Annotated in this window: 13 protein-coding genes and 1 other annotated feature; all 13 genes read right to left on the bottom strand. The window is 35.1% G+C overall.

Annotation, left to right across the window (positions count from 1 at the left end; translation table 11 throughout):
• Positions 1-97: 97 nt before the first annotated feature.
• The 13 genes from fusA to rpmG all read right to left on the bottom strand — a co-directional run bounded on the left by fusA (position 98) and on the right by rpmG (position 14,866).
• Positions 98-2,167 carry an elongation factor G gene (gene fusA / locus CCE28_RS21345; protein ID WP_095136212.1) on the bottom strand — a complete coding sequence of 690 codons (2,070 nt, stop codon included), beginning with the start codon at positions 2,165-2,167 and terminating at the stop codon, positions 98-100.
• A gap of 86 nt (positions 2,168-2,253) precedes the next feature.
• Entirely contained in the window at positions 2,254-2,724 is a 471-nt protein-coding gene (gene rpsG / locus CCE28_RS21340; RefSeq protein WP_095136210.1) for a 30S ribosomal protein S7, read from the bottom strand.
• Positions 2,725-2,855: 131 nt separating this feature from the next.
• Positions 2,856-3,269 (bottom strand): 30S ribosomal protein S12, encoded by a 414-nt coding sequence (rpsL, locus tag CCE28_RS21335; protein WP_095136208.1) that lies wholly within the window; start codon positions 3,267-3,269, stop codon positions 2,856-2,858.
• 93 nt (positions 3,270-3,362) lie between these two features.
• The gene (locus tag CCE28_RS21330) at positions 3,363-3,608 is read right to left on the bottom strand and encodes a ribosomal L7Ae/L30e/S12e/Gadd45 family protein (RefSeq protein WP_095136206.1); all 246 of its coding nucleotides are present in this window, start codon (positions 3,606-3,608) and stop codon (positions 3,363-3,365) included.
• A 163-nt stretch (positions 3,609-3,771) separates the two neighbouring features.
• A complete protein-coding gene (rpoC, locus tag CCE28_RS21325; RefSeq protein WP_095136204.1) occupies positions 3,772-7,275 on the bottom strand; it encodes a DNA-directed RNA polymerase subunit beta' in 3,504 nt (1,167 codons plus the stop codon).
• Positions 7,276-7,314: 39 nt separating this feature from the next.
• A complete protein-coding gene (gene rpoB, locus CCE28_RS21320) occupies positions 7,315-11,013 on the bottom strand; it encodes a DNA-directed RNA polymerase subunit beta (RefSeq protein WP_095136202.1) in 3,699 nt (1,232 codons plus the stop codon).
• Positions 11,014-11,484: 471 nt separating this feature from the next.
• Positions 11,485-11,847 (bottom strand): 50S ribosomal protein L7/L12, encoded by a 363-nt coding sequence (gene rplL / locus CCE28_RS21315; RefSeq protein WP_095136200.1) that lies wholly within the window; start codon positions 11,845-11,847, stop codon positions 11,485-11,487.
• 38 nt (positions 11,848-11,885) lie between these two features.
• Complete coding sequence (gene rplJ, locus CCE28_RS21310) at positions 11,886-12,386, bottom strand: 50S ribosomal protein L10 (protein ID WP_095136198.1); 501 nt, start codon at positions 12,384-12,386, stop codon at positions 11,886-11,888.
• A 41-nt stretch (positions 12,387-12,427) separates the two neighbouring features.
• Positions 12,428-12,554: a sequence feature (ribosomal protein L10 leader region), on the bottom strand.
• Positions 12,555-12,615: 61 nt separating this feature from the next.
• Positions 12,616-13,314: a 50S ribosomal protein L1 gene (gene rplA / locus CCE28_RS21305; RefSeq protein ID WP_095136196.1), complete on the bottom strand. Its 699-nt coding sequence runs from the start codon at positions 13,312-13,314 to the stop codon at positions 12,616-12,618.
• Between the two features lie 89 nt (positions 13,315-13,403).
• The gene (gene rplK, locus CCE28_RS21300; protein ID WP_095136194.1) at positions 13,404-13,829 is read right to left on the bottom strand and encodes a 50S ribosomal protein L11; all 426 of its coding nucleotides are present in this window, start codon (positions 13,827-13,829) and stop codon (positions 13,404-13,406) included.
• Between the two features lie 83 nt (positions 13,830-13,912).
• Complete coding sequence (gene nusG, locus CCE28_RS21295) at positions 13,913-14,431, bottom strand: transcription termination/antitermination protein NusG (RefSeq protein WP_095136193.1); 519 nt, start codon at positions 14,429-14,431, stop codon at positions 13,913-13,915.
• 20 nt (positions 14,432-14,451) lie between these two features.
• Positions 14,452-14,670: a preprotein translocase subunit SecE gene (gene secE, locus CCE28_RS21290; protein ID WP_095136191.1), complete on the bottom strand. Its 219-nt coding sequence runs from the start codon at positions 14,668-14,670 to the stop codon at positions 14,452-14,454.
• A 46-nt stretch (positions 14,671-14,716) separates the two neighbouring features.
• A complete protein-coding gene (rpmG, locus tag CCE28_RS21285) occupies positions 14,717-14,866 on the bottom strand; it encodes a 50S ribosomal protein L33 (RefSeq protein WP_095136190.1) in 150 nt (49 codons plus the stop codon).
• Positions 14,867-15,239: the final 373 nt, after the last annotated feature.

Here is a 15,239-nt window from a genome sequence, read left to right as displayed (position 1 = left end):
TTCAAATTTAACTTTAGCCATCTTTCTTCCTCCTAACAAAACCTTATATTAAAATATAGACCATGCTACCAGAATTTCTGGTAACATGAATTAATTTTTACTTGTTGTTCATAATCTTTTCAGCAACACTGTTTGGTACTGGTTCAAAGTGGTCGAATTGCATTACATATGTTCCACGACCTTGAGTCTTAGAACGTAAGTCTGTTGCATATCCAAACATTTCTGATAGTGGCACATAACCTCTAACAACTTGTGCTCCACTTCTTGGTTCCATACCTTCAATCTTACCACGTCTAGAGTTAATATCTCCAATAACGTCTCCCATGTATTCCTCTGGAACTACTACTTCAACCTTGAAGTATGGCTCTAGTAATACAGGGTCTGCCTTCTTCATAGCTTCTTTGAATGCCATAGAACCGGCAATCTTAAATGCCATTTCAGAAGAGTCAACTTCATGGTAAGATCCATCGTATAATTCAACAGCAACGTCTACAACTGGGAATCCAGCTAAGATACCATTTTCCATTGCTCCTTGAATACCAGCATCAACGTGTTGGATGTATTCCTTAGGAATAGATCCACCAACAACCTTGTTAGTAAACTCATATCCAGTTCCTGATTCCTTAGGACCAACTCTAAGCTTAACGTGTCCGTATTGTCCACGTCCACCAGACTGACGAGAGTACTTAGTATCAACTTCAACATGCTTTCTGATAGTTTCTTTGTAAGCAACTTGTGGTTTACCTACATTAGCTTCTACTTTGAATTCTCTTAATAATCTATCTACGATGATTTCTAAGTGAAGCTCACCCATACCAGCGATGATTGTTTGACCAGTTTCTTCGTTAGTCCAAGTTCTGAAAGTTGGATCTTCTTCAGCAAGTTTTGCTAATGACATACCCATCTTTTGTTGTGCTGCCTTAGTTTTAGGCTCAATAGCGATTTCAATTACAGGCTCTGGGAATTCCATAGACTCTAATATGATTTGGTTGTCTTGGTCACATAAAGTATCTCCAGTAGTAGTAGATTTTAAACCTACTGCTGCAGCAATATCTCCAGCATATACTTCTGAGATTTCTTCTCTAGTATTGGCATGCATTTGAAGAATACGTCCTATTCTTTCTTTTTTGCCTTTAGTAGAGTTATATACATATGATCCTGATTTTAATACTCCAGAGTAAGCTCTGAAGAAAGCAAGCTTACCAACATAAGGGTCACTCATGATCTTAAATGCTAATGCAGAGAATGGACCATTATCGTCTGCTGGTCTTTCATCTTCTTCTTCCGTATCTGGGTTAACACCCTTGATAGCTGGAATATCTAGTGGTGAAGGCATGTAATCAATTACTGCATCTAACATTAATTGAACACCTTTGTTCTTGTAAGCAGAACCACAGCATACAGGTACTATAATGTTATCAATAGTAGCTTTTCTAATAGCTACTTTTAATTCTTCTACAGATAGTTCTTCACCTTCTAAGTACTTCTCCATTAATTCCTCATCAGTTTCTGCAATAGATTCTAATAAGTTTAATCTATATTCTTCAGCTTGTTCAGCCATTTCTTCAGGAATTTCAGCTATTTCAATTTCTTTTCCTAAGTCATCCTTATAAATTCTAGCATTCATTTCTACAAGATCTATAAGACCTACTAAGTTGTCTTCACTTCCAATAGGTAATTGAATTGGCACAGCATTAGCTTTTAATCTGTCCTTCATCATATCAACTACGTTATAGAAGTCAGCTCCTAAAATGTCCATTTTGTTTACAAATGCCATTCTTGGAACTCCATATTTATCTGCTTGACGCCATACAGTTTCTGATTGTGGTTCAACTCCACCTTTAGCACAGAATACTGCAACTGTTCCATCTAATACACGAAGAGATCTTTCAACTTCAACTGTAAAATCCACGTGGCCTGGCGTGTCAATGATATTAACTCTGTTACCCTTCCATTGACAAGTAGTAGCTGCAGAAGTAATTGTAATACCTCTTTCTTGCTCTTGCTCCATCCAGTCCATTGTTGCTGCTCCGTCATGAACTTCACCAATTTTGTGAGTTATACCTGTATAAAATAAAATTCTCTCAGTAGTAGTAGTTTTACCAGCGTCAATGTGAGCCATGATACCGATATTTCTAGTGTTCTTTAAAGAATACTCTCTAGGCACACTGATTCCTCCTTCCTGGTGTCCTTATTGCAATAGACCTCATTGCTCTTCTTACGAAGAACAATAGGTCTTTTATATTTATATTATTACCATCTATAATGTGCAAATGCTTTATTAGCTTCTGCCATTTTATGTGTATCTTCTTTCTTCTTAACAGATGCTCCAGTATTGTTTGCTGCATCCATAATTTCTTTAGCTAATTTTTCTTCCATAGTTCTTTCGCCTCTTTTTTTTGTATAAAGAGTTAACCATCTTAAACCTAAAGTATATCTTCTTTCAGGTCTAACTTCTACTGGAACTTGGTAGTTAGCTCCACCAACACGTCTAGATCTTACTTCTAGAACTGGCATAATGTTATTCATAGCATTTTCAAATACTTCAACTGGTTCCTCACCAGTCTTTTCTCTAATAGTTTCAAATGCATTGTACACAATTCTTTGTGCTGTTCCCTTTTTTCCGTCCTGCATGATGTTGTTTATTAATTTAGCAACCACCTTGCTTCCATGTAACGGATCAGGTAAAACTTCTCTTTTTGGTACATTTCCTTTTCTTGGCACTTTGCTTCCCTCCTTAACACAAGTTTCATCGGTACTCGACAACCTTTAAATTGCCGTCGTGCGCTAGTATGCAATATATATATAAAGCCTATCTCTCTAAAAGTAGGTGCATCTTAGCTCGACTGATCAATTTATTTCTTAGGTCTCTTAGCACCATACTTAGATCTTGATTGTAATCTGTTTTGTACTCCAGCTGTATCTAAAGTTCCTCTTACTATCTTATATCTAACCCCTGGTAAATCCTTTACCTTTCCACCTCTTACTAAAACAACACTGTGCTCTTGTAAGTTGTGTCCGATACCTGGGATATAAGACGTTACCTCAACACCATTAGTTAATCTAACTCTGGCGATTTTTCTTAAGGCAGAGTTTGGCTTCTTTGGAGTTACTGTCTTAACAGATGTACAAACTCCTCTCTTTTGTGGAGACTTAGTAGCAGTTACTTTTCTCTTTAGAGAGTTGAAACCTCTTTGAAGCGCTGGAGAGTTTGACTTAGATTCTACAGTTTCTCTTCCTTTACGCACTAATTGGCTCATAGTTGGCATATAGTGCACCTCCTTTCAAAATTAAAAATAGCATACCAAATATATATAAAGTGGTTAAACTATTTATCAGCTATTAATTATCGTCTGTAAATTTCATTTTAATATTACTGCTGCTGCAGCACCTATTGAAATACCACAAGCTTTTCCTAGTTTTTTCATAGATTCAGCATAGACTATTTGAATTTCATTTTCTTTAGCATATTCTTCTATAGGTCTAACTACATGCTTTTCTGCATCTTTAGCAACAAATACTGTCTGTGCAGTATTCTCTTTTACAGCTCTTAAAGATTGCTTTGTTCCTATGATAAGTTTATTGTTATTTCTTAACTCCTCAAGCATGTATTCCCCTCCTCTATCAAATACCCAAAAGATTATGTGTGCTAGGACACATAATCCTTGAGTATCTAAGAAACAAAACTATTAATTTACACACTCAAACATTTTACCATTAAGTTTTTTTACTGTCAATAAAATCTTTTATAAAAATTTTATCCTTTTATTTCTATATTATATCTAAATCTTCTTCATCAACTTTATTAATGGCAATGTTTTTATATCTTCTCATTCCAGTTCCAGCTGGAATTAGCTTACCTATAATTACATTTTCCTTTAATCCTATTAGGTGATCCTCTTTACCTTTAATTGCAGCTTCCGTTAAAACTCTAGTAGTTTCCTGGAATGATGCTGCTGATAAGAAGGATTCTGTTGCTAGGGATGCCTTTGTAATACCTAGTAATACTCTTTTACCAACTGCAGGCTCAAGTCCTTTACTTTCTACTTCTTCGTTAGCTGCTTCAAATTCGTATATATTAGATAATCCACCTGGTAATATATCTGTATCTCCAGAATCTTCTACTTTTACTTTAGATACCATCTGTCTTACGATAACTTCAATGTGCTTATCACTAATATCAACACCTTGAAGTCTATATACCCTTTGAACTTCCTTAACTAGATATTCTTGGACTCCTGCCACACCTTTGATTCTTAATACATCATGAGGGTTAGCAGAACCTTCTGTTATTACATCTCCAGCTTTGATAAATTGACCTTCTTTAACTTTTATTCTAGAACCATATGGTATTGTATAAGTCTTTGATTCACTGTCATTTCCTGTAACCACAACTTCTCTACTCTTCTTAGTTTCATTTACAGTTACATATCCAGCACTCTCAGATATAATAGCAAGACCCTTTGGTTTTCTTGCTTCAAATAATTCTTCTACCCTCGGTAAACCTTGCGTGATGTCGTTACCCGCAACTCCACCTGTATGGAACGTACGCATTGTAAGCTGTGTTCCCGGTTCTCCGATAGATTGTGCTGCAATAATACCTACAGCTTCTCCAACATTTACCTCTTTACCAGTAGCTAAGTTTCTACCATAACATGTTCCACATACACCATGCTTAGTTCTACAGTGGAATACAGTTCTGATTTTAACACTCTTGATTCCAGCTTCTATGATCTTATCAGCCATATATTCTTGAATCATTTCATTCTTCTTAGCTAAAACCTCATTAGTTTTTGGATGAAGAATATCTTCTAATGCATATCTTCCTACAATTCTATCATATAGCGGTTCAATAAGTTCATTACCATCCATGAACGCTTCAACTTCTATACCTTGTTCAGTTCCACAATCATGTTCTCTAATGATAACATCCTGACTTACATCTACTAGTCTTCTTGTTAAGTATCCTGAATCGGCAGTACGAAGAGCCGTATCTGCAAGACCCTTTCTAGCTCCTGTAGTAGATATGAAGTATTCAAGTACTGATAAACCTTCACGGAAGTTAGATTTAATAGGAATTTCAACGGTATGACCTGATGCATTTGCCATCAAACCACGCATACCACCTAACTGACGTATCTGGTTCTTACTACCTCTGGCACCAGAGTGAGCCATGATGAACACGTTGTTTAGTCTTCCTAGGTTAGCCATTAAGGCATCTGTAACTTTTTCCGTTGTATCATACCAAATCTTTATTACTCTTTCATATCTTTCTTCGTCAGATATTAAACCACGTCTATAAGCCTTTTCATATTTATCTACAGCTTCGTCAGCCTGAGATAATAGGATTTCTTTTTCTTTAGGTATATCCATATCAGCTACACCAATAGTAATAGCACCCTTTGTTGAGAATTTAAATCCTAAACTCTTAATGTGGTCAAGTAAGATAGCTGTAGTAGTGTTTCCATGAACTCTGAAACACTTATCTATTACTTTTCCTAACTTCTTCTTATCACATAAGAAGTCTACTTCTAGTGAATATTTATCCTTTTCTCTATCTACAAATCCAAGGCTTTGTGGAATGTTTTCATTGAATATGAATCTTCCAACAGTACTTTCCACTAATTGTCCTGGATCCTCAGCATTTAATCTTTTTCTTACTTTTACTCTTGAATGAAGACCTACAACTCCATTTTGATATGCCATAAGCATTTCATCAAAGTCCTTGAAGATCATTCCTGCTCCTGGTTCACCTTCTACCTCTATAGTTAAATAGTAACTTCCAAGTACCATATCCTGAGTAGGAGTAGTAATAGGAGAACCATCCTTAGGAGCTAATATATTGTTAACAGAAAGCATTAAGAATCTAGCTTCTGCTTGAGCTTCCACAGATAATGGTACGTGAACAGCCATCTGGTCACCATCGAAGTCTGCGTTATATGCAGTACATACAAGTGGATGAAGTTTTATTGCTTTTCCTTCTACTAGTATTGGCTCAAAGGCTTGAATACCAAGTCTATGTAGAGTAGGGGCACGATTTAGAAGAACTGGATGTTCTTTAATAACATCTTCTAATACATCCCAAACTTCTCCTCTAACTCTTTCTACCATTCTCTTTGCACTCTTAATATTATGGGCGTATCCATCATTTACCAAACGTTTCATGATGAAAGGCTTAAATAGCTCAAGAGCCATCTTCTTAGGTAATCCACATTGATAGAACTTTAGTTCAGGTCCAACTACGATAACTGAACGTCCAGAGTAGTCAACACGCTTACCTAGTAAGTTTTGTCTGAAACGACCTTGTTTACCCTTTAACATGTCTGATAAAGATTTAAGCGGTCTATTTCCAGGTCCTGTTACTGGTCTACCACGTCTTCCATTGTCTATAAGGGCATCCACAGCTTCTTGCAACATTCTCTTTTCATTTCTAACGATTATATCAGGAGCACCTAAGTCTAATAATCTCTTTAAACGATTATTTCTATTTATAACTCTTCTGTATAAATCATTTAAGTCAGATGTTGCGAATCTTCCCCCATCTAATTGAACCATTGGTCTTAAATCTGGAGGAATAACTGGAATTACATCAAGAATCATCCAAGCTGGATTATTTCCAGACTTTCTGAAAGCTTCCACAACTTCTAGTCTTCTAATGGCTCTTATTCTCTTTTGTCCAGAACTTTCCTTTAGCATGACTCTTAACTCTTGAGCCATTTTCTCCAAATCAATTTGATCAAGTATTTCTTTAACGGCTTCAGCACCCATAGATGCCTTAAATTCATTGCCAAATTTATCTCTATACTCTCTGTACTCACCTTCTGTAAGTAATTGCTTGTAGCTTAAAGAAGTTTCTCCTGTATCAGTTACAATGTATGATGCAAAGTATAGTACTTTCTCTAGTGAACGAGGAGACATGTCTAATAAAAGACCCATTCTACTTGGGATTCCTTTGAAATACCAAATATGAGATACTGGGGCAGCAAGTTCGATATGCCCCATTCTTTCACGTCTCACTTTAGATTTAGTAACTTCAACACCACAACGGTCACATATTACGCCTTTGTATCTTACTCTCTTGTATTTACCACAGTGACATTCCCAGTCCTTAGTAGGTCCAAATATCTTTTCACAAAATAGACCTTCCTTTTCTGGTTTTAAAGTTCTATAGTTAATTGTTTCTGGCTTTTTTACTTCACCTTTAGACCAACTTCTGATCTTTTCTGGTGATGCAAGACCTATTTTTATTGATTCAAAAGTATTTAATTCAAACAAGGAGTTTCGCTCCCTTCATTATGAAGTTTAATTTTTATCTTACAACTCATCGTCATATACGCCATAATCACCTAAATCATCTAGGTTCAACTCTGATAAATCTAAATCTGATTCATCACTATCATTTTCTTCTTCCACTTCTTCAGTGGCTTCCACTACCTGATTTTGATCATGTACTTCTTCTATTTCTAACATACTGTCTAATTCAGAATTTTCTTCTTCAACAGACTCTTTAATTTCTATTTCTTCTTCTGAAGTTCCTAATACTTTAACATCTAAAGATAAACTTTGAAGTTCCTTAATAAGAACTTTAAATGATTCTGGTACTCCTGGTTCTGGTATATTTTCACCTTTAACAATAGATTCGTATGCTTTAACACGACCTACCACATCATCAGATTTAACAGTTAGTATTTCTTGTAGAGTATGAGCAGCACCATAAGCCTCAAGTGCCCAAACTTCCATCTCTCCAAATCTCTGTCCACCGAATTGTGCTTTACCACCAAGTGGCTGTTGAGTTACTAATGAGTATGGTCCAGTAGAACGTGCATGTATCTTGTCATCAACTAAATGATGTAGCTTTAACATATACATGTATCCAACTGTTACTCTATTATCAAAGAATTCTCCAGTTCTACCATCTCTTAATTGAAGTTTTCCATCTTCCGGATATCCCGCTTCTTTAAAGGCTACTCTTATATCATCCTCATGTGCTCCATCGAATACTGGTGTTGCTACTCTCCATCCTAATTTCTTTGCAGCTAATGCTAAGTGAATTTCAAGTACCTGACCGATGTTCATACGTGATGGTACACCTAGAGGGTTCAATACTATTTGAAGTGGAGTTCCATCATCTAAGAATGGCATATCTTCTTCTGGTAATATTCTAGAGATAACCCCTTTATTACCGTGACGTCCAGCCATCTTATCTCCCACCATTATCTTTCTCTTCTTAGCAATATAGCATCTTACTAATACATTAACTCCTGGTGGTAATTCATCTCCATTTTCTCTAGTAAAGACTTTTACATCCACAATAATACCTGATTCGCCATGAGGTACTCTTAAAGATGTATCTCTTACTTCTCTTGCCTTTTCACCAAATATTGCTCTAAGTAGACGTTCTTCAGCAGTAAGCTCAGTTTCTCCCTTTGGAGTTACCTTTCCTACTAATATATCTCCTGAATTTACTTCCGCACCTACTCTTATGATTCCTCTTTCATCTAAGTCTTTAAGTGCATCTTCTCCTACGTTAGGAATATCTCTAGTGATTTCTTCTGGTCCTAATTTAGTGTCTCTAGCCTCTGCTTCATATTCTTCTATATGGATAGAAGATAACATATCTTCCTTAACTATCTTCTCGTTTAATAAGATAGCATCCTCGAAGTTATATCCTTCCCATGTCATAAATCCAACAAGAATATTCTTACCTAGAGCTATTTCACCATAATCAGTAGATGGACCATCGGCAATTATCATGCCTTCCTCTATATATTCGCCCTTATCCACTATAGGTCTTTGATTTATACAAGTACCTTGGTTAGAGCGCTTAAACTTAAGTAATTTATATCTATCTAATGCTTTATTATCATCTCTTCTTATTAAGATTTCATCAGCACTTACTCTTTCTACTACTCCTGCGTTCTTAGCAACTACTACCGCGCCAGAGTCCTTTCCTGCTATATACTCCATACCTGTACCAATTATTGGTGCATCCGTTTTAACTAGTGGTACAGCCTGACGTTGCATGTTAGATCCCATAAGGGCACGGTTGGCATCGTCATTTTCAAGGAATGGAATCATAGCAGTGGCCACAGATACCATTTGCTGAGGTGTAACGTCCATATAGTCTACTTCTAATCTTGGAACAACATCTATTTCTCCATATAGACCTCTTGATGCAACTCTTCTATTAACAAATTTACCTTCTTCATCTAAGGGCTCATTTGCTTGAGCTACAACAAATACATCTTCCTCATCAGCAGTTAAGTAGTGAATTTCAGTTGTGGCAATACCAGTTTCCTTATCTACTTTTCTGTATGGAGATTCAATAAATCCATATTCATTGATTTTTCCATAAGTAGTTAAAGAACCTATAAGACCGATGTTTGGACCTTCTGGAGTTTCTATAGGGCACATACGACCATAGTGAGAATGGTGCACGTCACGAACTTCGAATCCTGCTCTTTCACGAGAAAGACCTCCTGGTCCTAATGCAGATAATCTTCTCTTATGAGTTAATTCTGCCAATGGATTTGTTTGATCCATAAATTGTGACAACTGAGAACTTCCAAAGAACTCTTTTATTGCTGCTGCCACAGGTCTTATATTAATTAAAGCTTGTGGTGTTATTACATCTATATCTTGAATAGTCATTCTTTCTTTTATGACTCTCTCCATTCTAGATAGACCAATTCTAAATTGATTCTGTAATAACTCTCCAACAGAACGTAATCTTCTGTTTCCTAAATGATCTATATCATCTATTACTCCAATACCATGTCCAAGATTTAATATATAACTTATGGAAGCCATAATATCATCTATAATAATATGTTTTGGAGATAAGTCCTTCCTTCTTTCTTTCAGGGCTTCTTTAATATCTTCTTCGTTAGTGTATTCATCTAAAATTTCTTTTAAAACAGGGTAATGTACTCTGTCTTCAATATTTACATCATCAATATTGAACTTAATATGACTTGCAATATCAACGAAATGGTTACCTATTACTTTTACTTCTTTTTCTTCTTCATCTAGTATAGCAACCATTTTAATCCCAGAATTCTCTATATGTAGAGCTTTCTCTCTAGAAATTTTTTCTCCAGATTCCACATATAATTCACCAGTGTCTGGATGTATTACATTTTCTGATGCTATTTTTCCTGTGATTCTATTAACTATAGTTAATTTTTTGTTGTACTTATAACGTCCAACTTTAGCTAAGTCATATCTCTTAGGATCAAAGAATAATGAATCTATTAAAGATCTAGCACTTTCAACAGTAGGTGGTTCACCAGGTCTTAATTTTTTATATATTTCAAGTAAACCATCTTCTTGAGTTTTAGTACTATCCTTATCTAGAGTTCTCATTAATCTTTCACTTTCTCCAAATATTTGAAGAATTTCTGCATCAGAACTAAATCCTAATGCTCTTAATAAAACAGTCATAGGTTGCTTTCTAGTTCTATCTACTCTCACAGAAATAATGTCATTAGAATCTGTTTCATACTCTAACCAAGCTCCACGGTTAGGAATAATAGTAGTAGAATACAATCTTTTACCTGTTTTATCAATTTCTCTTGCATAATAAGGTCCTGGAGAACGAACTAACTGAGTTACTATAACTCTTTCGGCACCATTTATAATAAAAGTACCCTTGTCAGTCATAAGTGGGAAATCTCCCATAAATACTTCTTGTTCCTTAACTTCTCCAGTTTCTTTATTGATCAATCTTACCTTTACCTTAAGTGGTGCAGCATAAGTTACATCTCTTTCTTTAGATTCTTCTATGTCATATTTAGGCTGCCCATCTAAAGAATAGTCAATAAATTCTAAGATTAAGTTTCCTGTATAATCTTGAATTGGCGAGATGTCATCAAAGACTTCACGTAGACCTTGTTCTAAAAACCACTCATAAGATTTTCGCTGAATTTCAATAAGATTCGGCATTTGTGCTACTTGTTCAATTCTAGAGTAGGTCATTCTTGTTCTTTTTCCGACCTTAATAGGATGTGGCATTTTTTTCACCCCTTGCAGTAATATACAATTTATGTTTATACATAAAAAAGCAAAATTTCCCTACTACAATTTAACTTTATGTAATATAGAAATTATGATAGTTTGTTTCTTGACATAAGTTGCTTTTTTTATGTATTATCTATATGAAACCTTAACAAAACGCAAAGGTTTATCATTCGAAGTCATAGTTTATACTATTTCCAACATAAACGAATTTTATTCATTATTTTTTTTGCCTGTCATGGCAATTTATAATGGTATCACAACGTACCTCACTTGTCAAGCTTTCGATATTATGTTATAATGAATTCATACATATTGTTTTTCACATTAATATTTAATTACCCCCATCTTACTCATAAGTGGGGGTTTTTTATTTTGTGTCAAAATATAGTTTAATCTATATTTTTATTTTTCAAACATAAAAAGGTACTCTGGATTTCTCCAGAGCCCTTTATCTGGTCAACTGAATTACTTAACTTCTACAGCTGCTCCAACTTCTTCTAATTTAGCTTTTACTTCTTCAGCTTCTTCTTTAGAAACTGCTTCTTTTAATGTTGTAGGAGCTCCATCAACTGCAGCCTTAGCTTCTTTTAATCCTAATCCTGTTACTTCTCTTACAGCCTTGATTACTTTAATCTTTTGAGTTCCAGCACTTGCTAAAACAACATCAAACTCAGTCTTTTCTTCTGCTGCTCCACCTGCTGCTCCACCTGCTACAACAACTGGTGCTGCTGCAGATACTCCGAATTCTTCTTCACAAGCTTTAACTAACTCGTTTAATTCTAAAACTGTCATATTTTTAATAGCTTCAATAATTTGCTCTCTAGTCATTATTGTGCACCTCCGAAATTTTTCAATTTAATTTTTTTTTATGCTTCTTGTCCTTCGTTCTTATCAATCATCGCTTGAATTAAGTAAGCGAAGTTAGATAATGGAGACTTAATGCTTCCAAGTAACTTAGCAAGTAATACATCTCTTGATGGAATATCTGCAATTTCTTGAATAGTACCTGCTCCGTAGTATTGTCCTTCAACAACACCTGCTTTTAATGTTAAAGCTTTACTTTCTTTTGCGAAGTCATTTAAAATCTTTGCAGGAGTTACTGGATCTTCGTATCCAAATGCAATAGCGTTTGTTCCTGTTAAGTTTTCAGTTAATCCTTCGAACTCACTGTCCTTAACAGCTAATCTTACTAAAGTGTTTTTGTATACCTTATATTCTACTCCAGCTTCTCTCATAGACTTTCTTAATTTATCCGCCTGCTCAACTGTTAAACCTTTATAGTCTACTATTACTGCAGATTGAGCCTTAGAAAGCTTTTCTTTAATTTCTTCAACAACTTGCTTTTTAGCGTTTAAGTTTGCTGACATGTGGTAGTCCACCTCCTTGCAACTTTTGAATTGCGAACGTTCTGTCAAATAACAGAACCTCTCTACCGTAGACATAGAGAGGTTCATTCTTAATCGAATCTATCCTTACCTCGGTAGGCTTTTTAAACTCATGGTCCCTACTGTCTACGGTTTGCTTTTTAATTTTATTAACAACAGAATCAATTATAACATCCACCCTTAACTTGGTCAAGGTTTTTTTGTTACCAAATTATTCTGTGATCTTAGCTTGATTAATCTTGATTCCAGGTCCCATTGTGCTAGTTACAGTAACACTTCTTAAGTATTGTCCCTTAGCAGCAGCAGGTTTTGCTTTAACGATAGCATCCATTAAAGTTTTAAAGTTTTCTGTTAACTTTTCAGCTCCAAAAGATACCTTTCCTACTGGAACATGGATAATATTAGTCTTGTCTAATCTATACTCAACTTTACCAGCTTTAATTTCGTTAATAGCTTTTTCTACATCAAAAGTAACTGTTCCAGACTTAGGGTTTGGCATTAATCCCTTTGGTCCTAATACTCTTCCTAGTCTTCCTACAAGACCCATCATATCTGGTGTAGCAACAACTACATCAAAGTCAAACCAGTTTTCCTTTTGAATTTTTTGTACCATGTCTTCTGCACCAACAAAGTCTGCTCCCGCATTCTCTGCTTCTTTAGCTTTTTCACCTTTAGCAAAAACTAAAACCTTTTTAGTTTTTCCTGTACCATGCGGTAATACAATTGCTCCTCTTACTTGTTGGTCAGCATGTCTTGAATCAACACCTAATCTAACATGTGCTTCTACTGTTTCATCAAACTTTGCCTTAGCAGATTCTACTACTAAGTTTAAAGCTTCATCAGTATCATATAATTTAGTTCTATCAACAAGCTTCATGCTTTCTTGATATTTTTTACCTCTTTTTGGCATATTATTTTACCTCCTATGTGGTTTTAACGGTTTTTGAGAGTACCTCCCACGTCGTATGCTTTTTAAGTTTTTTATAATTTAATATGAGATTATCCTTCTACGATGATACCCATACTTCTTGCAGTACCTTTAATCATGCTCATAGCAGCTTCTAAGCTTCCTGCATTTAAGTCTGGCATCTTTAATTCAGCAATTTCCTTAACCTTATCGATAGAAATTGTAGCTACTTTATCTCTGTTTGGTACTCCTGAAGCTTTATCTAAACCTGCAGCCTTCTTTAATAATACCGCTGCTGGTGGAGTTTTAGTGATAAATGTAAATGATCTATCTTGGTAAACAGTAATTACTACTGGTATAATTAATCCACCTTGATCCGCAGTTTTTGCATTGAACTCCTTACAGAATTGCATAATGTTAACACCTTGTTGTCCTAATGCAGGACCTACTGGCGGTGCAGGCGTAGCTTTTCCTGCAGGAATTTGCAACTTAACATATCCTGTTACTTTTTTTGCCATAGCAAATACACCTCCTCATTTCTTGTGTAATCTATACTATATTTCTTTGTTTTATATTAAAAGCCTTATAGCTTTTTAACTAATTATAATTTTTCAACTTGTATAAAGTCTAATTCTACTGGAGTTTCTCTTCCAAACATGGAAATCAAAACCTTTAAAGTTTGTTTCTCAAGATTTATTCCTTTAACCGCTCCAATAAAGCTCTCAAATGGGCCTGATATTACTTTTACCGTATCTCCTATTACTAAATCGATCTCTGCAACTGGTTCTTCAATACCCATATTCTTAACTTCTTCTTCACTAAGTGGAATTGGCTTTGATCCTGGTCCTACAAAACCAGTAACACCTCTAGTGTTTCTGATTACATACCACGTTTCATCGTTCATGACCATTTTAATCAAAACATATCCTGGAAATATCTTTTTTTGCTTGGCAGTTTTCTTGCCATTTTTAATTTCTATACTTTCCTCTGTTGGCACTACTATTTCAGGAATAAATTCTTCCATTCCACGGTTTTCAACTAACTTTTCAATGTTAGCCTTAACCTTATTTTCGTGCCCTGAATAAGTATGAACAACATACCATTTTGCCTGCTCTGACATTTTCGAGAGTTCCTCCCTCGCTATTTAATGAACATTTGAAGTGCACGACCAAAAACTGAGTCTGCAGCCCAAACTCCTACTGTTGCTATTGCACAAGTTGCTAATACTACCGTAGTAAATGAAACCAGGTCATTTCTACTTGGCCATATAACTTTTTTCAGCTCTGCCTTTACTTGTTTAAAGAACTTCCCCACGCTTTGAGATTTTTTCATCTTGTTCGCATTGGTTTGTACTGCCATTGGCTTCACATCCTTATCTTATATGTTTTAATAATCCAAGGCTAGATTATTTAGTTTCCTTGTGCATTTTGTGTGACTTACAAAACTTACAGTATTTCTTCATTTCCATTCTTTCAGGGTTGTTTTTCTTGTTCTTCATTGTGTGATAATTTCTTTGCTTACATTCTGTACAAGCCATAGTAACTTTAACTCTCATTTTTTACACCTCCTGCAGCATTTACCTCTACTTAGATATATAGCAATTCGACGCAGATATCTCATTATATTACCATTACCTAATTAAACTATCATAATTCTTAACGAATGTCAACATAGTTTTTCAATGACTATTTTCAAGGAATAAACCTTGCATCCTAAGTCAAAAACCTAAATACAAGAAAAAGAGTATCTTGAATTTACATTTTTAACTTAGAATAGTTTTTTTAATTAGTTTAACCAATTTATTTTTTTTCATTATTTCTATTTCTTTTTTTACAGTTTTTTCTTTATAAAGGGACTAGGTCTTATGATCCACCTAGTCCCATAAATTATAAATTACTCAATGATTGTAGCAACTACTCCTGCTCCAA

It is taken from the genome of Anaeromicrobium sediminis (assembly GCF_002270055.1).
Lineage (GTDB): Bacteria > Bacillota > Clostridia > Peptostreptococcales > Thermotaleaceae > Anaeromicrobium > Anaeromicrobium sediminis.
Note: the sequence above shows the minus strand (reverse complement) of the source record. Positions and strands in the feature narration are given on the sequence as shown.

Bases quoted from the DNA above. Each gene is read 5' to 3' on its own strand.
- CCE28_RS21330 (WP_095136206.1), bottom strand. From the start codon at position 3,608: ATGCTTGAGGAGTTAAGAAATAACAATAAACTTATCATAGGAACAAAG.
- rplA (WP_095136196.1), bottom strand. From the start codon at position 13,314: ATGCCAAAAAGAGGTAAAAAATATCAAGAAAGCATGAAGCTTGTTGAT.
- secE (WP_095136191.1), bottom strand. From the start codon at position 14,670: ATGGCAGTACAAACCAATGCGAACAAGATGAAAAAATCTCAAAGCGTG.
- rplJ (WP_095136198.1), bottom strand. From the start codon at position 12,386: ATGTCAGCAAACTTAAACGCTAAAAAGCAAGTTGTTGAAGAAATTAAA.
- rpsL (WP_095136208.1), bottom strand. From the start codon at position 3,269: ATGCCAACTATGAGCCAATTAGTGCGTAAAGGAAGAGAAACTGTAGAA.
- nusG (WP_095136193.1), bottom strand. From the start codon at position 14,431: ATGTCAGAGCAGGCAAAATGGTATGTTGTTCATACTTATTCAGGGCAC.
- rpmG (WP_095136190.1), bottom strand. From the start codon at position 14,866: ATGAGAGTTAAAGTTACTATGGCTTGTACAGAATGTAAGCAAAGAAAT.
- rplK (WP_095136194.1), bottom strand. From the start codon at position 13,829: ATGGCAAAAAAAGTAACAGGATATGTTAAGTTGCAAATTCCTGCAGGA.
- rplL (WP_095136200.1), bottom strand. From the start codon at position 11,847: ATGACTAGAGAGCAAATTATTGAAGCTATTAAAAATATGACAGTTTTA.
- rpoB (WP_095136202.1), bottom strand. From the start codon at position 11,013: ATGCCACATCCTATTAAGGTCGGAAAAAGAACAAGAATGACCTACTCT.